The 17,751-nt window shown below is 70.8% G+C and carries 18 protein-coding genes and 1 riboswitch; of the genes, 12 read left to right on the top strand and 6 right to left on the bottom strand.

Annotated elements, in window-relative coordinates; translation table 11 throughout:
* Nucleotides 1–41: 41 nt before the first annotated feature.
* Complete coding sequence (gene rfbD / locus KV106_RS30940) at nucleotides 42–932, bottom strand: dTDP-4-dehydrorhamnose reductase (RefSeq protein WP_261214955.1); 891 nt, start codon at nucleotides 930–932, stop codon at nucleotides 42–44.
* Nucleotides 929–1,999 carry a dTDP-glucose 4,6-dehydratase gene (gene rfbB / locus KV106_RS30935; protein WP_261214953.1) on the bottom strand — a complete coding sequence of 357 codons (1,071 nt, stop codon included), beginning with the start codon at nucleotides 1,997–1,999 and terminating at the stop codon, nucleotides 929–931. Before rfbB ends, rfbD begins: the two co-directional genes overlap by 4 nt.
* A gap of 260 nt (nucleotides 2,000–2,259) precedes the next feature.
* Nucleotides 2,260–2,377, top strand: a riboswitch (glycine riboswitch).
* An 88-nt stretch (nucleotides 2,378–2,465) separates the two neighbouring features.
* Between rfbB and KV106_RS30930 the strand changes: the two genes are divergently transcribed.
* Nucleotides 2,466–3,773, top strand: a complete 1,308-nt coding sequence (locus KV106_RS30930) for a D-amino acid dehydrogenase (RefSeq protein ID WP_261214950.1) — start codon at nucleotides 2,466–2,468, stop codon at nucleotides 3,771–3,773.
* A 22-nt stretch (nucleotides 3,774–3,795) separates the two neighbouring features.
* Here the strand turns inward: KV106_RS30930 and KV106_RS30925 are convergent, their stop codons facing one another.
* The 3 genes from KV106_RS30925 to KV106_RS30915 all read right to left on the bottom strand — a co-directional run bounded on the left by KV106_RS30925 (nucleotide 3,796) and on the right by KV106_RS30915 (nucleotide 7,403).
* Nucleotides 3,796–5,076 (bottom strand): FIST signal transduction protein, encoded by a 1,281-nt coding sequence (locus KV106_RS30925; RefSeq protein WP_261214948.1) that lies wholly within the window; start codon nucleotides 5,074–5,076, stop codon nucleotides 3,796–3,798.
* Nucleotides 5,077–5,116: 40 nt separating this feature from the next.
* A complete protein-coding gene (locus KV106_RS30920) occupies nucleotides 5,117–5,890 on the bottom strand; it encodes a PhaM family polyhydroxyalkanoate granule multifunctional regulatory protein (RefSeq protein WP_261214946.1) in 774 nt (257 codons plus the stop codon).
* 70 nt (nucleotides 5,891–5,960) lie between these two features.
* On the bottom strand, nucleotides 5,961–7,403 hold the full coding sequence (locus KV106_RS30915) for an aminotransferase-like domain-containing protein (protein WP_261214944.1): 1,443 nt from the start codon (nucleotides 7,401–7,403) through the stop codon (nucleotides 5,961–5,963).
* Between the two features lie 100 nt (nucleotides 7,404–7,503).
* Between KV106_RS30915 and KV106_RS30910 the strand changes: the two genes are divergently transcribed.
* The 10 genes from KV106_RS30910 to KV106_RS30865 all read left to right on the top strand — a co-directional run bounded on the left by KV106_RS30910 (nucleotide 7,504) and on the right by KV106_RS30865 (nucleotide 15,766).
* Nucleotides 7,504–8,103, top strand: coding sequence for a LysE family translocator (locus tag KV106_RS30910; RefSeq protein WP_261214941.1), 600 nt, complete (start codon nucleotides 7,504–7,506; stop codon nucleotides 8,101–8,103).
* Nucleotides 8,104–8,110: 7 nt separating this feature from the next.
* A complete protein-coding gene (locus KV106_RS30905; RefSeq protein ID WP_261214939.1) occupies nucleotides 8,111–9,055 on the top strand; it encodes a DMT family transporter in 945 nt (314 codons plus the stop codon).
* 76 nt (nucleotides 9,056–9,131) lie between these two features.
* Nucleotides 9,132–10,334, top strand: coding sequence for an aminotransferase-like domain-containing protein (locus tag KV106_RS30900; RefSeq protein WP_261214937.1), 1,203 nt, complete (start codon nucleotides 9,132–9,134; stop codon nucleotides 10,332–10,334).
* Nucleotides 10,335–10,359: 25 nt separating this feature from the next.
* Nucleotides 10,360–10,998: a LysE family translocator gene (locus KV106_RS30895; RefSeq protein ID WP_209542452.1), complete on the top strand. Its 639-nt coding sequence runs from the start codon at nucleotides 10,360–10,362 to the stop codon at nucleotides 10,996–10,998.
* Between the two features lie 10 nt (nucleotides 10,999–11,008).
* Nucleotides 11,009–11,842: a PhzF family phenazine biosynthesis protein gene (locus KV106_RS30890; protein ID WP_261214934.1), complete on the top strand. Its 834-nt coding sequence runs from the start codon at nucleotides 11,009–11,011 to the stop codon at nucleotides 11,840–11,842.
* 40 nt (nucleotides 11,843–11,882) lie between these two features.
* Nucleotides 11,883–12,524, top strand: coding sequence for a glutathione S-transferase family protein (locus KV106_RS30885; protein ID WP_057590903.1), 642 nt, complete (start codon nucleotides 11,883–11,885; stop codon nucleotides 12,522–12,524).
* Nucleotides 12,525–12,527: 3 nt separating this feature from the next.
* On the top strand, nucleotides 12,528–13,451 hold the full coding sequence (locus KV106_RS30880) for a PhzF family phenazine biosynthesis protein (protein WP_057590902.1): 924 nt from the start codon (nucleotides 12,528–12,530) through the stop codon (nucleotides 13,449–13,451).
* 17 nt (nucleotides 13,452–13,468) lie between these two features.
* The gene (locus KV106_RS30875; protein WP_261214931.1) at nucleotides 13,469–14,161 is read left to right on the top strand and encodes a VOC family protein; all 693 of its coding nucleotides are present in this window, start codon (nucleotides 13,469–13,471) and stop codon (nucleotides 14,159–14,161) included.
* 1 nt (nucleotide 14,162) lies between these two features.
* A complete protein-coding gene (locus KV106_RS30870; protein WP_261214929.1) occupies nucleotides 14,163–14,795 on the top strand; it encodes a LysE family translocator in 633 nt (210 codons plus the stop codon).
* A 5-nt stretch (nucleotides 14,796–14,800) separates the two neighbouring features.
* On the top strand, nucleotides 14,801–15,766 hold the full coding sequence (locus KV106_RS30865; RefSeq protein ID WP_261214926.1) for a threonine dehydratase: 966 nt from the start codon (nucleotides 14,801–14,803) through the stop codon (nucleotides 15,764–15,766).
* Between the two features lie 29 nt (nucleotides 15,767–15,795).
* Here the strand turns inward: KV106_RS30865 and KV106_RS30860 are convergent, their stop codons facing one another.
* Nucleotides 15,796–16,623 carry a creatininase family protein gene (locus KV106_RS30860; protein WP_261214924.1) on the bottom strand — a complete coding sequence of 276 codons (828 nt, stop codon included), beginning with the start codon at nucleotides 16,621–16,623 and terminating at the stop codon, nucleotides 15,796–15,798.
* Between the two features lie 64 nt (nucleotides 16,624–16,687).
* Here KV106_RS30860 and KV106_RS30855 point away from each other — a divergent pair, with 64 nt between their 5' ends.
* Nucleotides 16,688–17,485, top strand: coding sequence for an SDR family oxidoreductase (locus tag KV106_RS30855; protein WP_261214922.1), 798 nt, complete (start codon nucleotides 16,688–16,690; stop codon nucleotides 17,483–17,485).
* Nucleotides 17,486–17,751 lie beyond the last annotated feature (266 nt).

The raw sequence follows: 17,751 nt of genomic DNA, 5'->3' as shown, positions 1-17,751 counted from the left end.
GTCTTCTCTTCAGGGGTTCGGGTCCGGCGCGCGATGCGCGCTCAGAGGATCTCGCGCAGCATGCGCGCGACGCCGTTCTGCCACGGCGGCAGCACCAGCCCGAAGGCGGCCTGCAGCTTCGAGGTGTCGAGGCGCGAGTTGTGCGGCCGGGTGGCCGGCGTGGGAAAGGCGCTGGTCGGCACGGCCTCGACCTGCTGCGGCCCGGCCTTGAGCTCGACACCGGCCTGCTGCGCGAGTTCGAGCACGTAGCGCGCATAACCGTACCAGGTGGTCTCGCCGCCCGCGATCGCGTGATAGAGCCCGGCCTTGGACGGGTCCTGCAAGGTGGCGCGAATGGCATGGGCCGTGATGTCGGCCAGCAGCTCGGCACCGGTGGGCGCGCCGAACTGGTCGTCGATGACGGTCAGCTTGTCGCGTTCCCTGGCCAGCCGCAGCATGGTCTTGGCGAAGTTGCCGCCGCGCGCCGCATAGACCCAGCTGGTGCGAAAGATCAGGTGCTTCGCGCAGTGCCGCGCCACCAGTTGCTCGCCCTCGAGCTTGGTGCGGCCGTAGACGCTCAGCGGGCCGGTCGCGTCGGTTTCCTTCCAGGGCGCGGTGCCGCTGCCGTCGAAGACATAGTCGGTCGAGTAGTGGACCATCAGCGCGCCGAGCTCCTGCGCGGCCTGCGCCACCACGCCGGGCGAGGTGGCGTTGAGCTTGCGCGCGAACTCGGGCTCGCTCTCGGCCTTGTCGACGGCGGTGTGGGCGGCGGCATTGACGACCACGTCGGGGCGCACCTGCCGCACGGTGTCGGCCAGTTGCTCGGGCCGGCTGAAGTCGGCGTGGAAGTCGGTGCTGTCGAAATCGAGCGCGACCAGCTCGCCCAGCGGTGCGAGGCTGCGCTGCAGTTCCCAGCCGACCTGTCCGCCCTTGCCCAGCAGCAGCAGCTTCATGCGGAAGCCTTCGCGTCGTACTGCTTCTCGACCCAGGCGCGGTAGGCGCCGCTTTGCACGTTGCGCACCCAGTCGCCGTTGGCGAGGTACCACTCGACCGTCTTGCGGATGCCGGTGTCGAAGGTCTCGGCCGGCTTCCAGCCGAGCTCGCGCTCTAGCTTGCGCGCGTCGATGGCGTAGCGCCGGTCATGGCCAGGGCGGTCGGTGACGTAGCTGATCTGTTCGGCGTAGCCCTTGCCGTCGGCACGCGGACGCAACTCGTCGAGCAGCGCACACACGGTCTTCACGATCTCGATGTTCGGCTTCTCGTTCCAGCCGCCCACGTTGTAGGTCTCGCCGAGCCGGCCGGCCTCGAGCACGCGACGGATCGCGCTGCAGTGGTCCTTGACGTAGAGCCAGTCGCGCACCTGCATGCCGTCGCCATACACGGGCAGCGGCTTGCCGGCCAGCGCGTTGACGATCATCAGCGGGATCAGCTTCTCGGGGAAATGGAAGGGGCCGTAGTTGTTCGAGCAGTTGGTGGTGAGCACCGGCAGGCCGTAGGTGTGGTGCCAGGCGCGCACGAGGTGGTCGCTGGCGGCCTTGCTGGCCGAGTACGGGCTGTTGGGCTCGTACTTGTTCTCCTCGGTGAAGGCCGGGTCGGTCTTCGAGAGCGAGCCGTAGACCTCGTCGGTCGACACGTGCAGGAAGCGGAAGGCCGCCTTCTGGTCGGCCGGCAGCGCGTTCCAGTAACCACGCACCGACTCGAGCAGTCGGAAGGTACCGAGCACGTTGGTCTGCACGAAGTCCTCGGGGCCGTGGATCGAGCGGTCCACGTGCGACTCGGCCGCGAAATTGACCACCGCGCGCGGCTTGTGCTCGGCCAGCAGGCGGTCGAGCAGCGCGCTGTCGCCGATGTCGCCCTGCACGAAGACATGGCGCGGATTGCCCTTGAGCGAAGCCAGGGTCTCGAGATTGCCGGCGTAGGTGAGCTTGTCGAGGTTCACGACCGGTTCGTCGCCTTGCGCGATCCAGTCGAGGACGAAATTGGCGCCGATGAAGCCGGCGCCGCCGGTAACCAGGATCATGGAGTCCCCTGTGCTGTGTGATTGCTGAGTCGCGTGGTCGAAAGCCCGAAGCCGCGCGGGCGCGGCCGGGCGTGGATTATCCCACCCGTGCGCAAGGCCGAATCCCGGGGTTGGCCGGTGCGCAAGGCCCGCCTACAATCGCCACCCATTGCAGGAGAGCGGGCCGCATGCATCGCGCAGGCAGCCCCACCGAAGGCGCAAACTCCCATAAACGCTCAGGTCGGCTCCACGCTTCGCGCGGGACCTGTACTGCAACCACTGAAACGCCGTCTGGAGAGCCAGCACATCGCCCATCGCGGCCGTGCTGCGCCGAAGGAGCAAGTCCGCTGCAAGGTGCAGCGGATGAAACTCTCAGGTACCGAGGACAGGGGGAGCGGCAATTGGACGGCCGTCCGGTTGCGCGCTATCTATTCAGCAGCACAACCTTCACGCCGTTCAAGCGCTTCGACCTCGAAAGGTACTTGAAATGCGCGTGATCGTATTGGGCGCCGGCCTGCTCGGCGTGACCTCGGCCTACTACCTCCAGCAACTCGGCCACGACGTGACCGTGATCGACCGGCAGGCCACCCCGGCCGCCGAGACCAGCTTCGCCAACGGCGGCCAGATCTCGGTGAGCCATGCCGAGCCCTGGGCCAATCCCAGCGCGCCGCTCAAGGTGCTGCAGTGGCTGGGCAAGGAAGACGCCCCGCTGCTGTTCCGCATCCGCGCCGACATGCGCCAGTGGCTCTGGGGCCTGCAGTTCCTGCGCGAGTGCACGCCCGCGCGCACGCGCCACAACATCGAGCAGATCGTGCGCCTGGGCACCTACAGCCGCGACACGCTGCAGCAGCTGCGCCGCGACACCGGCATCCGCTACGACGAGCGCACGCAGGGCATCCTGCACTTCTACACGACGCAAAAAGAGTTCGACGGCGCCCTCGCGCCCGCCGAGCAGATGCGCGCGCTGGGCTGCGAGCGCCAGGTGATCTCGGCCGACGAGGCCGTGAAGCTCGAGCCCGCGCTGGCCCATATCCGGCCGCAGCTCGCCGGCGCCACCTACACGGCCGAGGACGAATCGGGCGACGCCAACCGCTTCGCGCGCGAACTCGCGCGGCTCGCGGCCGAGGCGGGCGTGAAGTTCCTGATGAGCCACACCATCACCGCGCTGCGCGAGGTGGGCGGCGCGATCGACCACGTCGAGGTCACCGACGCCGAGGGCCGCTTCCAGCGCATCCGCGGCGATGCCTTCGTGATGGCCATGGGTTCGCTGAGCCCGCTGCTGGCGGCACCGCTGGGCATCCGGCTGCCGATCTATCCGGCCAAGGGCTATTCGGTCACGATGCCGGTGAAGGACGCGAGCAAGGCCTACCAGGTCTCGCTGACCGACGACGAATACAAGCTGGTGTTCTCGCGCTACACCTCGGAGTCGGGCGACCGCATGCGCATCGCCGGCACGGCCGAGCTCAACGGCTACGACCGCGACCTCAACCGCGTGCGCTGCGAAGCCATCGTGCGCCGCGTCGAGCAGCTGTTCCCCGGCGCCGGCGACACCGCCCAGGCCCAGTTCTGGACCGGCCTGCGCCCGGCCACGCCGAGCAACGTGCCGCTGATCGGCCGCACGAAACTCGCGAACCTCTACCTCAACACCGGCCACGGCACGCTCGGCTGGACCCACGCCTGCGGCTCGGGCAAGTCGATCGCGCGCATCGTGAGCGGCCTGGCGCCGGAGGTGGATTTCGCGTTCACGGGGCTGCCCCGGCCCGTGGCGGGCGTGGCGCGGCCCGCGCTGGGCTGAGCTTCCGAAAGAAGGCGGACGCTCAGTCGTCCGCCGTGAACACCGTCAGCACACCCGTGTAGCCATACACGTGGTGCCGCGCGATCTCGCCCGCGGCGAAGAAGCCGACCAGCGGCACGTCGCCCAGCGCGTGGCGCACGATCTGCAGCTCGGCGCCGGGCGCGCCGAAGTGCGGGCCGCCGCGGCCCGAGCAGCTCACGTAGACGGCGCCGGCGATGCGCCGCGCGGGATGCGGTGCCGCCTCGGCCTCGCCGGCGGCGACGGCGCGCGCGGTGGCCAGGGTCTGTTCCTCGGGCTCGAGCTCCTCGCGGATCTCGGCGCAGATGCGCATCAGGTCGGCGCGCGCGGCCTGGGCGTTGCGGCGGCAGAAGCTCAGGCGCATGCCGGCCTCGGCCACGTCGGCGATCGCGATGCCGCGGCGCGTGGGGTCGAGGCCGATGATGTGGCGCACCAGCACGTCGGCGCCGAGGTCGCCGGTGCGGCGGATGCCGTCGCTGCCGGCATCGACCAGGCCCACCAGGGTGGCGCGCACGGCCTCGATGGCTTCCTGCGGCCGCTCGAGCGAGACCTGCAGGTCGGCCAGCAGCACGTCGAGCGCGGGCTCGCCGTCGAGCTGCAGCACCAGGTTGCCGTCGGCCTCGGTGATCTCGCGCTCGCGCGCGCTGCCCGAGCGCAGCGGCTGGCAGCCCTGCGTGACGCGCGACACCAGCCGCACGCCCTCGCCGAACACCACGCCCGACAGGCCGCCCGAGAACACGCCGCCGGCCGCGCCCTGGCCGCGGATGTTGCCGTTGCCGCCGACCGCGAACTGCAACGCGCCGCCGCGGCCCGACGAAAGGCCGCCGAACAGGTAGCCGGTGTCGGTGCGCCCGGCCATCTCGCCGATGAGCTCGGTCAGGTCGGGGGTGGCGGGATCGGCATGCACCAGCGCCGTGTGGGCCTCGAAGCCGCTCATCTCGGAGCTGGCCAGCGGCGCCACGCCCGAGAACACGCGGTACTGGTCGCTCGGCAGCGCGCAGAGCATCAGGCTCAGGCCGGGCTCGTCGAAGTACTCGGCATTGTTGGCCGACACGCCGACGCCGACGGTGCCGGCCCAGTCGGTCACCTCGGGCAGCTCGGCGCTCAGGTGGTCGAGGATCTCCTGCGCGTCGACCGCATAGTGGTCGGTGATGTAGAGCAGCCCGAGGGTGGGTGCCGAGGCGTAGTCGGGCAGCGCCATCTGCGCACGCAGCTGGGCCAGCACGAGGCCGGCCGCCATGCGCCATTGCGGATGGGTGGCGTGACCGGAGGGAAACAACTTCATCGTGCCAACCTGCTTCGTTCGATGTTCAGGACAAGGCGGCTCAGCGTCGGCCGCCCGTTCGCTTGCGGGCCGCGGGCGCCGCGGCCGGCTTCTTCGCCGCCGGTCGCTTGGCGGCCGTCGAGGCCTTGCGGGGGGTGGACTTGCGCGAGGCGCTCGCGGTTCCCATGGCCTTGCCGACGGCGTCGGCCAGCGGCTGGGTCACGGCCGGCATCTTGAGCTGGGCCGCGTCCTGCAGCGCGGTGCTCGCGATCTGCTGGAACTGTTCGGTCAGCGAGCCCCACCACTTGAGCGGGTCGACCGCGCCGCCGGCGGCATCGCCCGCGGCGGACTTGGCCGAGGCCTTGGCGGCCGGCCTGGCCTTGCGGCGCGGCAGCGGTGCCTCTTCCTCCTCTTCTTCCTCCGCGTCGAGTTCCTCTTCGTCCTCGAGCTCGACCTCGGGTTCGGGCGCCGCGGCTGCCGGCGCCGGGCTGACCGCCGCGGCCGCCGCATTCGCCTGCCGCGTGAACGCGCCCGCGAGGTCCTCCATGCGCACGTTCATGCCGCGCAGGGTGGACAGCGTCATCTTCTGCACCTCCAGCGCCTGAATCGTGGCCTTGAGCGCATGGCCGTTCTGCTCGAGCCAGTACTGCACCGTCTTGAGTTCCTGGATGCGCTTGTCGACCTCCTCGACGCTCATGGTGGGCGCCACCCAGCTCGCCATGCTCGGGATGCCGGGCACGGAACCGGCGCCGCTCGCGCCGGCCGCGAGGTTCTTGAGGAAGTCGAAGCCGGGTACGAACTGGCTGAAATCGAAGGGTTGGCTGGCTTTGTTCATGCGGCAGGTCTCCGGTCTGGCGGGTGTTGTGCTGCCAGCTTACTCCAAGGCAGGGCCCGCCCCGCCCGGCTCAAAGCTCGTCGCGCGTCCTGGCGAAGACCTTCCAGAAGCTCGCGTCCTGCGAGCTGGCGAAGTTGATGCGCATCAGCGTGGTGGGCGGCCGGCGGGCATGGAACAGCGAGCCCGGCGCCAGCAGGTAGCCCTGGTCGAGCATGCGCTGGGTCAGCACGTCGGTGTCGACGCCGGTGTCGACCCAGCCGAACAGCCCCGCGGGCTCGGACGCGAAGGTGCAGCCGTGCGCCAGCACCAGCTTGGCGGCGCGCGCGCGTGCGCCCTCCAGCCGGATGCGCACGCGCTCCGAATGGCGCCGCAGCTGGCCCTGGTCGATGCACCACGAGAGCGCCCGCTCGAACAGCGCGGGCGAGGTCAGGGTGGCCAGCAGCTTGGTCTCGAGCAGCCGCTCCTTGAGCGCGGGCGAGGCGGCCAGGAAGCCGATGCGCCAGTTGGGCGCGAGGATCTTCGCGAAGCCGCTGACGTAGATGGTGCGCTGCAGCCCGTCGAGCGCGCTGAGCCGGGTCGCGTGCTCGGGCGCGAGGTGGCTGTAGGTGTCGTCCTCGACGATGTGGAAGTCGTGCTCGTTGGCCAGCTTGAGCACACGGTGCGCGCTGTGGGGCGACAGGCTGTAGCCGGTCGGGTTGTGCAGCACGCTCACGCTGACGAACAGCTTCGGGCTGTGCAGCGCGCAGTACTGCGCCATCACGTCGAGGTCGGGCCCGTCGGCGCGGCGCGGCACCGGCAGGATGCGCATGCCCAGCGCCTCGAGGCGCGCGAACTCGAGCGCCCAGCCGGGCTCCTCGACCATCACCGGATCGCCGGCGCGCAGCATGGTGCGGCTCACGATGTCCAGCGCATGGGTCGCGCCGATGGTGGTCACGATCTGGTCGGGCGCGGCCGGCACGTTGATGCCCACCAGCTTCTGCGACAGGCTGCGCCGCAGCGCCGCGTCGCCCGCGGGCTCGCCGTACTGCAGCGACAGCTCCTGCAGCATCGCGGTGCTGGTCATGCGCCGCACCGCCGTCGGCATGAACGAGGAATCGAGCCAGTCGGGCGGAAACACGCCCATGCCGGGCTGCGGCTTGTCGCTCGGGCGGTGGAACATGCTGCGGATCAGCGAGCTGGCGTCGGCCGGCGTGCGCGAGGCCATCATCTGCGTGACCATCGACAGCGCGCTGACCTGCAGCGGGTCGCCGGGCGGCTGGGCCGGGTCGCGGCCGGGATCGCGGCCCGAATCGCGCACGAAGAAGCCGCGCTGGCGCCGCGCCTCCACCAGCCCGAGCGCCAAGAGCTGGTCGTAGGCGGCCACCACGGTGTAGGGGCTCACGCCCTGCTGGCGCGCGCACTCGCGCACCGAGGGCAGCCGCGCGCCCGGCAGCAGCAGCCGGTTGCGGATGCGTTCGGCCAGGCGATCGGCCAGCTGGGCGGTCAGCGACTGGGACGAGGTTCGTGTCAGCATCGGCGTTCGATCTGTGTTGTACGCAAGCCCGATACAGATTGGCTGTGTGTACGACCATCTGTACTGGAACTGTAATGGTCCAAAGTTTAGAGTGTGTGTCATGAACTGGCAAGAATTCACCGCCCTGCTGGTGCTGGCCACGGCGATGAGCTTCTCGCCCGGCCCCAACACCACGCTGTCGACCACCCTCGCGGCCAACGGCGGCCTGCCGCGCGCGATGCGCTTCGTGGTCGCGGTGCCCGTGGGCTGGACCCTGCTGCTCGCGCTGTGCGCGGCCGGCCTGGGCGCGCTGGTGATGGCGGCGCCCGCGCTGCGCTGGGCCATCAAGGCGCTGGGCATCGCCTACCTGCTGTACCTCGCGTTCAAGCTCGCCACCAGCACCACGCTGGGCCGCGCCGACGATGCGAACCTGTCGGTCGGCTTCGTGCAGGGCGTGGCACTGCAGTTCCTCAACATCAAGGCCTGGCTGCTGGCGCTCACGCTGGTCGCCGGCTGGATCGCGGGCCAGGCCGAGCCGCTGCACCGCTTCGCGATCGTCGCGCCCGTGATGCTGGTCTACGCCTTCGCGAGCAACTTCACCTATGCGCTGGCCGGCGCGCTGCTGCGCGAATGGCTGTCGAAGGGCCAGCGCCTCGCCTGGTTCAACCGTGCGATGGCCGCCGTGCTGGTGCTCACCGCCTGGTGGATGCTGCGCGTCTAGGTCCGCCATGAAGATCAAGGACGAAACCCTCGGCATGTGGCTCGGCGTGATCGGCGTGGCGCTGTTCGCGGTCACGCTGCCGATGACGCGGCTGGCCACCGGCACGCAGGCGCAGCCGCAGCTCTCGCCGTGGTTCGTCACGCTCGGCCGGGCCGCGCTCGCGGGCCTGCTGTCGGCCGTGTTCCTGCTGGTCACGCGCTCGCCGCGGCCGGCGCCCCACCAGTGGAGGCCGCTGGGCATCGCGGTGCTCGGCAACTGCATCGGCTTTCCGCTGCTGCTGGCCTATGCGCTGCGCGTGGTCACGGCCAGCCATGCGGCGGTGGTGACGGCGCTGCTGCCGCTGGTCACGGCCGCGGTCGCGGCCTGGGTGCTGCACCAGCGCGCGCGGCTCGGCTTCTGGCTCTGCGCCATCGCGGGCAGCCTGCTGGTGGTGGTGTTCTCGCTGGTGCGCGCAAGCCAGAACGGCCACGGCTTCGGCTTCGAATGGGCCGACCTGCTGCTGGTCGGCGCCGTGATCGCCGCCTCCTTCGGCTACATCTACGGCGCGCAGGTCACGCCCGCGCTCGGCGCCGAGCGCGTGATCTGCTGGGTCTGCGTGATGGCGCTGCCGGTCACCCTGCCGGCCACGCTCGTGCTGTGGCCCACGCAGCCGATCGCCACCGCCTCCTGGCTGGGCTTCGTCTACGTCGGCATGTTCTCGATGTGGATCGGCTTCTTCGCCTGGTACCGCGGCCTGGCCCTCGGCGGCGCGCTGCGCGTGAGCCAAACACAGCTGCTGCAGCCCTTCCTCTCGATCCTGGTGTCGATCCCGCTCCTGGGCGAGCCGCTCGACGTGGTCACGCTGGGCTTCGCGGCCGCGGTGGTGGCCACGGTGGTGGTCGGCAAGCGGCTGTCGCAGCCGGCGGCACCGGCCGCCCCCGCCATTCGCGGGCCCGTCGGCGCCGTGGACTGAACCCGCCCGCCGTCTTACCCTCGCATCCGCACCCCGTTCGTTCGCATCGCCCCTCACCGTCAGAAAGAAGACTCCCATGAACTGGAAACTCGCCGCCCGCGCCGCCAAGATGAACCCGTCGGTGCTGCGTGAAATCCTCAAGGTCACCGAGCGCCCCGGCATCATCAGCCTGGCCGGCGGCCTGCCCTCGCCCAAGACCTTCCCGATCCAGGCCTTCGCCGATGCCTGCGCCGAGGTGCTGCACAACGACGGCCAGGCCGCGCTGCAGTACGCCGCCAGCGAAGGCTTCGCGCCGCTGCGCCAGGCCGTGGCCGACATGCTGCCGTGGAACGTCGATCCCTCGCAGGTGCTGATCACCACCGGCTCGCAGCAGGGCCTCGACCTGGTCGCCAAGGTGCTGATCGATCCGGGCAGCAAGGTGCTGGTCGAGACGCCGACCTACCTCGGCGCGCTGCAGGCCTTCGGCCCGATGGAGCCCAATCCCGTGGGCGTGGCCAGCGACGACGACGGCGTGATCGTCGAGGACCTGGTCGCCAAGGCCAAGGACGCGCGCTTCATCTACCTGCTGCCCAACTTCCAGAATCCCACCGGCCGCACCATGACCGAGGAACGGCGCGCCGCCGTGTCGGCCGCCGCCGCCGCGGCCGGCCTGCCGATCGTCGAGGACAACCCCTACGGCGAACTCTGGTTCGACGAAGCCCCGCCGCCGCCGCTGGCCGCGCGCAACCCCGAGGGCGTGATCTACCTCGGTTCGTTCTCGAAGGTGCTGGCACCGGGCCTGCGCCTGGGCTTCCTGGTGGCGCCCAAGTCCATCTACCCGAAGCTGCTGCAGGCCAAGCAGGCGGTCGACCTGCACACGCCGATCTTCACGCAGCGCATGGTGTCGGCCGTGATGAAGGACAACTTCCTCGAGCGCCACGTGCCCACCATCCGCGCGCTCTACAAGCGCCAGCGCGATGCGATGAGCGCCGCGCTCACGCGCGAGATGGCCGGCCTGGACGTGAAGTTCAACGCGCCCAAGGGCGGCATGTTCCTGTGGGCACGCCTGCCCGAGGGCATCGACACCGTGACCCTGCTGCCCAAGGCAGTCGAGCGCAACGTGGCCTTCGTGCCGGGCGCGCCCTTCTATGCCGGCGAAGGCGACGCGCGCACGCTGCGGCTGTCGTTCGTGACCGCGAGCGTCGAGGAGATCGACACCGCGATCGCCGCGCTGGCGCAGACCGTGCGCGAGGAACTCGCGCTGGCCGGCGACAAGCAGCTCGCGGCCGCGCAGATCTGAGCGCGCGCAGCCACCGGAGCCTGCCTTGATCGGCCTCGCCACCCTCTCGCTGTTCCTGCTCGCGGTGCTGGCGCTGTTCCTGTCGCCGGGCCCGAACATGGCCTTCGTGCTCTCGCACGGCGTGGCCCATGGCCCGCGCGGCGGCTTCGCGGCGGCGCTCGGGATCTCGGCCGCCGACCTGGTGCACACGCTGTTCGCCGCCACCGGCGTGACCGCGCTGGTGGCCGCCTGGCCGCCGTCCTTCGACCTGCTGCGCTATGCCGGCGCGCTGTACCTGCTGTGGCTCGCCGTGCAGGCGCTGCGCAGCGGCGGCGGCCTGCGCCCGGGCGTGCAGGCGCGACCGGCCGGCTTCGGCCGCATCGTGCGCATGGCCCTGCTGAACAACCTGGTCAATCCGAAGGCGCTGCTGTTCTTCATGGTGTTCCTGCCGCAGTTCGTCGATCCCGCGCGCGGCAGCGTGCCGCTGCAACTGGTGCAGCTCGGCATCGTGCTGTCGCTGGCGGCGCTGGGCTTCAACACCCTGCTGGGTGCCTGCAGCGGACAGGTCGGCCGCTGGCTGCAACGCCGCCCCGGCGCCGAGAAGTTCCAGCGCGGCCTGCTCGCCACCGTGATGCTGGCGCTCGCGGTGCGCCTGCTGTTTCTCGACCGGCCCGTGCCGCGCTGAAGAGGTCCCCATGAATGTCCTGAAGATCGCGGCCTTCTCGGATGGCGAGCAAGGCGGCAATCCCGCCGGCGTCGTCATCTCAGAGGCCCTGCCGCCCGAGGCCCGGATGCAGCGCATCGCCGCCGACGTGGGCTTCTCCGAGACCGCCTTCGCCGCGCGCACCGGCGACGGCTGGCGCGTGCGCTACTTCGCGCCGCAGTCCGAAGTGCCGTTCTGCGGCCACGCGACGATCGCGCTCGGCGCGGCGCTCGCGCTGCAGCAGGGCGACGGCGTGTTTCCGCTCACGCTGAACCAGGCGCGGATCACGGTCGAGGGCCGCCGCAACGGCGCCACCGTCGAGGCCGCGCTGCAATCGCCGCCCACGCGCAGCGCCGCCGCCGTGCCGGCCCTGCTGTCGGCCGCGCTGGCGCTGTTCGGTCTCGACGCGGCCGCGCTCGATGCGCGCATCCCGCCGGCCGTCGCCCATGCGGGCGCCGATCACCTGGTGCTGGCGCTCGGGAGCCGCGCGGCGCTGGCGGCGATGCGCTACGAGCTCGAGGCCGGCCGCGCGCTGATGGCCCGCTTCGATCTCACGACCATCGTGCTGCTGCATGCCGAGAGCGCGCAGCGCTTCCACACGCGCAATCCCTTCGCTTCGGGCGGCGTCTACGAAGACCCCGCGACCGGCGCCGCCACCGCCGCGCTGGCGGGCTACCTGCGCGACATCGGCTGGCCGCATGGCGGCGCGATCGACGTGGTGCAGGGCGAGGACATGGGCATGCTGTCGCGCCTGCACGCCGACATCCCGGCCGCACCCGGCAGCTCGATCCGCGTCTCGGGCACCGCGCGCATCATGCGGGACTGACCCGAACACGAACCCCCAAACATCAAGGAAAGACGACGACATGCTCAACATCTGGGGCCGCATCAGCTCGATCAACGTGCGCAAGGTGGTGTGGTGCGCGCAGGAACTCGGGCTGGACTTCCAGCGCACCGAGGCCGGCGGCCGCTTCGGCGTGGTGCAGACCGAGGAATACCTGGCGCTGAATCCCAACGCCATGGTGCCCACCATCGACGACGGCGAGGGCGCGGAGCGCGTGGTGCTCTGGGAATCGAACGTGATCGTGCGCTACCTCTGCGCCAAGTACTCGCACGGCGCCTTCTACCCGGCCGACCTGCCCGCGCGCTTCGACGCCGAGCGCTGGATGGACTGGCAGCAGACCACCCTCAACCGCGCGAGCCGCGATGCCTTCGTGCAATGGGTGCGCACGCCGCCGGCCGAACGCCAGCCGGCGCTGATCGAGGCCTCGGTGCGCGAGAGCGAGGCGCTGTTCGGCCTGCTCGACGCCCACCTCGCGCGCCACCCCTACATCGCCGGCGAGCGCTTCACCATGGCCGACATCCCGATCGGCTGCGAGGCGCACCGCTGGTTCAACCTGCCGGCCGCCGAGTACCGCCGGCCCGGCTGGCCGAATGTCGAGCGCTGGTTCAACGACCTGCTCCTCCGTCCGGGCGCGCGCGGCGTGCTCGATCTCCCTCTCGAGTAAGAAATGAAATCCCGCCCGTTCAAGCAAGTCGACGTCTTCACCGCCCATCCCTACTTCGGCAATCCGCTGGCCGTGGTGATCGACGGCGACGGACTCGACGATGCGGCCATGCAGCGCTTCGCGCAGTGGACCAACCTGTCCGAGACCACCTTCCTGCTGCCGCCCACCGATCCCGCGGCCGACTACCGGGTGCGCATCTTCACGCCTGGCGGCGAACTGCCGTTCGCGGGCCATCCCACCATCGGCAGTTGTCATGCCTGGCTGCAGGCCGGCGGCAAGCCCAAGGCCTCCGGCCAGGTGGTGCAGCAATGCGGCGCCGGCCTGGTGCCGCTGCGGCGCGAGGGCACGCGGCTGGCCTTCGCGGCGCCGCCGCTCAAGCGCAGCGCGCCGAGCCCCGCGCTGCTGGCCAAGGTGGCCGGCGCGCTGGGCCTGAAGGCGCAGCAGGTGATCGCCGCGCAGGTGCTCGACAACGGCCCGGTCTGGTTCGGCCTGCTGCTCGAGGATGCCGACGCCGTGCTCGCGCTCGCGCCCGACCATCGCGCGCTGAAGGAACTGGGCGTGAAGGCCGGCGTGGCCGGCGTGCCCACGGTGCACGACACCTCGCTCTTGATCGGCCGCTCGAACCGCGAGGCGCGCGCCTTCGGCAACCGCCCCGCCGTGCCGCTGGACGACGGCGCGAAGATCGACCTTGAGGTGCGCGCCTTCGCCGAGCCGGTCGGCGTGCAGGAAGACCCGGTCACCGGCAGCCTCAACGCCAGCCTGGCCGAATGGCTGATCGCCGACGGCCACATGCCCGCGCGCTACCTGGCCGCGCAGGGCCAGTGCCTGGGCCGCGCGGGCCGCGTCCACATCGAGCGTGACGCCGAGGGCCGGATCTGGGTCGGCGGCGATGCCGTGACCTGCATCGACGGCAACGTCACGCTCTGAACCCGGAAGACCGCGCCATGCACGCCGAAGTCGACCACCTCGTGATCGCCGCCGCCTCGCTGGCCGAGGGCGTGGCCTGGTGCGAGGCCACGCTGGGCGTGGTGCCCGCGCCCGGCGGCGCGCATCCGCTGATGGGCACCCACAACCGGCTGCTGAAGGTCGCGAGCGAGACCTTTCCGCGCGCCTATGCCGAGATCATCGCGATCGAGCCGGGCAAGACGCCATCGCGCCCGAACACGCGCCGCTGGTTCGATCTCGACGATGCCGAGCTGCAGGCCGGGCTCGCTCGGCACGGCCCGCGGCTGATCCACTTCGTGGCGCACGTGCCCGATGCGCGCGCCGCCATCCAGGCCCTGGCGCGCGAGGAGCATGCGCACATCGACCGCGGCCACCTGCTCGAGGCCTCGCGCGACACCGCGGCCGGCCGGCTCGAATGGCAGATCGCGGTGCGCGACGACGGCCAGCGGCTGTTCTACGGCGCGCTGCCCACGCTGATCCAGTGGGGCCCGGTGCATCCGGTCGATGCCATGCCGGCCTCGGGCCTCGCATTGCGCTCGCTGCATGCCACGCATCCGTGCGCGCCGGCGCTGTCGGCCGCGCTCTCGGCCATCGGCCTGCGCGCGCTGCAGGTCGAGGCCGGCCCACCGAACCTCGTGGCCGTGCTCGACACGCCGCGCGGCCCCGTCACCCTGGAATCCCGAGGACTCTGACATGCTGACCCTGACCGAAATCGCCTGGTTCGCGCTCGCCTCGCTGCTGCTCGCGCTCACGCCCGGGCCGAACATGATCTATTGCGTCTCGCGCACCCTGATCCAGGGCCGCCGCGCCGGGTTGATCTCGCTGGGCGGCGTGCTGATGGCCTTCCTGGTGCACCTGTGCGCCGCCGCGCTCGGGCTCACGGCGCTGCTGCTCGCGGTGCCGCTGGCCTTCGACGCGATCCGCTTCGCGGGCGCGGCCTACCTGCTGTGGCTCGCCTGGCAGGCGGTGCGCCCCGGCGGCGCGGCCCCCTTCGAGGCCCGCGCGCTGCCGGCCGACCCGCCGGGCAAGCTGTTCCGCATGGGCTTCCTCACCAACCTGCTGAACCCGAAGGTGGCGATGTTCTACCTCTCGTTCTTTCCGCAGTTCATCCATCCCGAGCGCGGCTCGGTGCTGCTGCAGAGCCTGCAGCTCGGCGCCGCGCAGATGGCCAGCAGCGCCGTGGTCAACACGGCGATGATCGTCGGCGCCGCGAGCATCACGGCCGTGCTGTCGAAGAGCGAAGGCTGGCTGCGCGCGCAGCGCTACGTGATGGGCAGCGTGCTCGCCGCGCTGGCGGTGCGTGTCGCATTGACCGAAAGAAAGTGACCACCATGCGATTCACCCGCGAAGAAATAGAAGCCGCGCTCGCCACCGTGCACGCGGCGATGCCGCCCACGCCGCAGTACGCCTGGCCGCTGCTCGAACGGCGCCTGGGCGCGAAGCTCTGGGCCAAGCACGAGAACCACACGCCGGTCGGCGCCTTCAAGATCCGCGGCGGCCTGACCTACTTCGAGACGCTGGCACGCGAGCGGCCCGAGGCGCGCCACGTGATCAGCGCCACGCGCGGCAACCATGGCCAGTCGCTGGGCTTCGCGGCGCGCCGCCATGGCCTGGCCGCGACCATCGTGGTGCCGCACGGCAACTCGGTCGAGAAGAACGCCGCCATGCGCGCGCTGGGCGTCGAACTGGTCGAGCACGGCGAGGACTTCCAGGCCGCGTCCGAGCATGCGGCCGTGCTGGCCGAGCGCGACGGATTGCACCGCGTGCCCTCGTTCCACCGCGAGCTGGTGCGCGGCGTGTCGACCGCCTACGTCGAGTTCTTCGAGGCGCTGAAGCACGCGCCGCCCGACGTGCTGTTCGTGCCCATCGGCCTGGGCTCGGGCTTCGCGGGCGCGGCCGCGGCGCGCGCGCACTGCGGCGTCGCCACCAAGATCGTCGGCGTGGTGTCGGCCCATGCCACCGCCTACCTCGATTCGTTCCGCGCGCGCAGTCCTGTCGAGTCGCCGGTCAGCACGCGCCTGGCCGACGGCATGGCCTGCCGCGTGCCCGTGCCCGAGTCGCTCGAGGTGCTGCTGCGCGAGGCCGACGACGTGATCGCGGTCAGCGACGATGAGGTGGCCGAGGCGATGAGCATCCTCTTCAGCGACACCCACAACGTGGCCGAGGGCGCGGGTGCCGCCGCGCTCGCGGGCGCGCTTCAGCAGCGGGAACGCTGGCGCGGCAAGACGGTGGGCGTCAGCCTGACGGGCGGCAACGTCGACTCGGGCATGTTCGCCGAGGTGCTGGCGAAGGCCTGAGCGGCCGCCGCTCTTCTCTCACTCTTTTTTCAGGGCAGCGGGCCGGTGTTCGCGGTGCTCAGCGGCAGGCGCGACACCTCGGCCAGCAGCAGCGCGAGCTGCGCCGCCGCGGCATCGACGACCGCCTGACCCGCCGGCGCCGTAGCCGCCGCCGCATTGCCCGCCGCGCCCTGCGCGTTGTAGTCCTCGATCGCCCAGCCCAGCTTCGCGCTCCTGCCGTTGCCGAGGATCGCGTAGTCGGCCGCGCGCTGTTCGGAGCTGGAGCGGAAATCCTGTGCCGCGTCCATGCGCACCAGCTGCGGCGCGAGCGCCAGCATCATCGAGGTCTCGATCTCGCCCGCATGCACGCCGAAGCGGTGCTCGTGCGCGCTGAACCGGGCACCCGCCTCGCCCAGCGGCAGGTTGAACCAGCTCGCGGAATAGACGATCAGCCCGTGCGCGGCGCGCAGTTCGCGCGCCACGATGTCCATCGCGCCCACGTGGCCGCCATGCGCGTTGAACAGCACCAGCTTCTTCACCCCGGCGCGCGCCACCCCGGCGCCGATCTCGCTCCACATGCGGATCAGCGTCTCGGCCGACAGCGTGAGCGTGCCCGCGAAGCGCGCGTGCTCGGGGCTCAGGCCGATCTGCTGGGTCGGCAGGAACAGCACCGGCAGCTCGGGCGGCAGCAGCGGCAGCGCCGCCGCGACGATGCCGTCGGCCAGCACCGTGTCGACCCCGAGCGGCAGGTGCGGCCCGTGCTGCTCGGTGGCGCCCAGCGGCAGCACCGCCACCGTGGCTGCCACATCGAGCGCGGCGAAGTCGCGCGTGGACAGCTGTGACCAGAAGCGGGGCAGGGATACCATGGGAGCGTTCATCCGGCGATCTTAGAGCGGTGATTCAATCCACGCGACTCCGCCAACCACCCACAAGGACACTCAGATGGATCTCGAACTCCAGGACCGCCACGTACTCATCACCGGCGGCAGCAAGGGCATCGGCCTGGCCTGCGCGCTCGGCTTCCTGCGCGAGGGCGCCCGCGTGAGCCTGGTGTCGCGCGATCCGGCCAACCTGGAACAGGGCCGCCAGGAACTGCTCGCGGCCCACGCGCAGGCCGAGGGCCGCGTCTCGCTGCATGCCGCCGACCTCAAGGACCCGGCGGCCGCCCTGGCCGCGCTCGACGCCGCCGAGCAGGCCTTCGGTGCCGTCGACGTGCTCGTGAACTCGGCCGGCGCCGCGCGCCGCACCCCGCCCGACGACCTTACGCCCGCCGCCTGGCACGACGCGATGGATGCGAAGTACTTCAGCTACATCCACATGATCGACCCGGTGGTCAAGCGCATGGGGCAGCGCGGCAGTGGGGCCATCGTCAATGTCATCGGGCAGGGCGGCAAGGTCGCGAGCCCTGTGCACATGGCCGGTGGTGCCGCCAATGCGGCGCTGATGCTGGTCAGCGCCGGGATGGCTGCGGCTTATGCCGCCAAGGGGGTGCGCGTGAATGCGGTGAATCCTGGACTCACGCTGACTGCGCGGCTGGCCGAAGGGATGAAGGCTGATGCGAAGCTGCAGGGCATCGATACCGACGAGGCGCTGAAGCGGGCCACCGCTCGGCTGCCGCTGGGGCGCATTGCTACGCCGGAAGAAGTCGCGAATACGGTGCTGTTTCTGGCTTCGGGGAAGGCCAGTTATGTGACGGGGGCGATCGTGGCGATGGATGGGGCGGTTACGCCGATGATTTGAATTGCGGTTGGCGGGCTGGTGTCTTTTTTGTTGAGGCTGTTGGCCGGGTCTCGCCCCGGCGGGCGAGTCACTTTCTCTTGTCTCGCCAAGAGAAAGTAACCAAAGAGAAGGCGACCCCACTGTCTGTGTCCCTTCGCTTCGCTACGGGCAACCTGCGGTGCTCGGAGAAAGCGGGGGTCCGCAGAACTCGCTTCGCTCAAACAGCTGCGGCCCTGATCCCGCTTTCTCCTGCGCTCCTCGGCACAGCCAGAGGGGACTAGGGTCAA

Origin of the sequence: Variovorax endophyticus, assembly GCF_025376855.1 — a bacterium.
Classification (GTDB): domain Bacteria; phylum Pseudomonadota; class Gammaproteobacteria; order Burkholderiales; family Burkholderiaceae_C; genus Variovorax.
Note: the sequence above shows the minus strand (reverse complement) of the source record. Positions and strands in the feature narration are given on the sequence as shown.

Bases quoted from the DNA above. Each gene is read 5' to 3' on its own strand.
- rfbD (WP_261214955.1), bottom strand. From the start codon at position 932: ATGAAGCTGCTGCTGCTGGGCAAGGGCGGACAGGTCGGCTGGGAACTG.
- rfbB (WP_261214953.1), bottom strand. From the start codon at position 1,999: ATGATCCTGGTTACCGGCGGCGCCGGCTTCATCGGCGCCAATTTCGTC.
- KV106_RS30930 (WP_261214950.1), top strand. From the start codon at position 2,466: ATGCGCGTGATCGTATTGGGCGCCGGCCTGCTCGGCGTGACCTCGGCC.
- KV106_RS30925 (WP_261214948.1), bottom strand. From the start codon at position 5,076: ATGAAGTTGTTTCCCTCCGGTCACGCCACCCATCCGCAATGGCGCATG.
- KV106_RS30920 (WP_261214946.1), bottom strand. From the start codon at position 5,890: ATGAACAAAGCCAGCCAACCCTTCGATTTCAGCCAGTTCGTACCCGGC.
- KV106_RS30915 (WP_261214944.1), bottom strand. From the start codon at position 7,403: ATGCTGACACGAACCTCGTCCCAGTCGCTGACCGCCCAGCTGGCCGAT.
- KV106_RS30910 (WP_261214941.1), top strand. From the start codon at position 7,504: ATGAACTGGCAAGAATTCACCGCCCTGCTGGTGCTGGCCACGGCGATG.
- KV106_RS30905 (WP_261214939.1), top strand. From the start codon at position 8,111: ATGAAGATCAAGGACGAAACCCTCGGCATGTGGCTCGGCGTGATCGGC.
- KV106_RS30900 (WP_261214937.1), top strand. From the start codon at position 9,132: ATGAACTGGAAACTCGCCGCCCGCGCCGCCAAGATGAACCCGTCGGTG.
- KV106_RS30890 (WP_261214934.1), top strand. From the start codon at position 11,009: ATGAATGTCCTGAAGATCGCGGCCTTCTCGGATGGCGAGCAAGGCGGC.
- KV106_RS30885 (WP_057590903.1), top strand. From the start codon at position 11,883: ATGCTCAACATCTGGGGCCGCATCAGCTCGATCAACGTGCGCAAGGTG.
- KV106_RS30880 (WP_057590902.1), top strand. From the start codon at position 12,528: ATGAAATCCCGCCCGTTCAAGCAAGTCGACGTCTTCACCGCCCATCCC.
- KV106_RS30875 (WP_261214931.1), top strand. From the start codon at position 13,469: ATGCACGCCGAAGTCGACCACCTCGTGATCGCCGCCGCCTCGCTGGCC.
- KV106_RS30870 (WP_261214929.1), top strand. From the start codon at position 14,163: ATGCTGACCCTGACCGAAATCGCCTGGTTCGCGCTCGCCTCGCTGCTG.
- KV106_RS30865 (WP_261214926.1), top strand. From the start codon at position 14,801: ATGCGATTCACCCGCGAAGAAATAGAAGCCGCGCTCGCCACCGTGCAC.
- KV106_RS30860 (WP_261214924.1), bottom strand. From the start codon at position 16,623: ATGAACGCTCCCATGGTATCCCTGCCCCGCTTCTGGTCACAGCTGTCC.
- KV106_RS30855 (WP_261214922.1), top strand. From the start codon at position 16,688: ATGGATCTCGAACTCCAGGACCGCCACGTACTCATCACCGGCGGCAGC.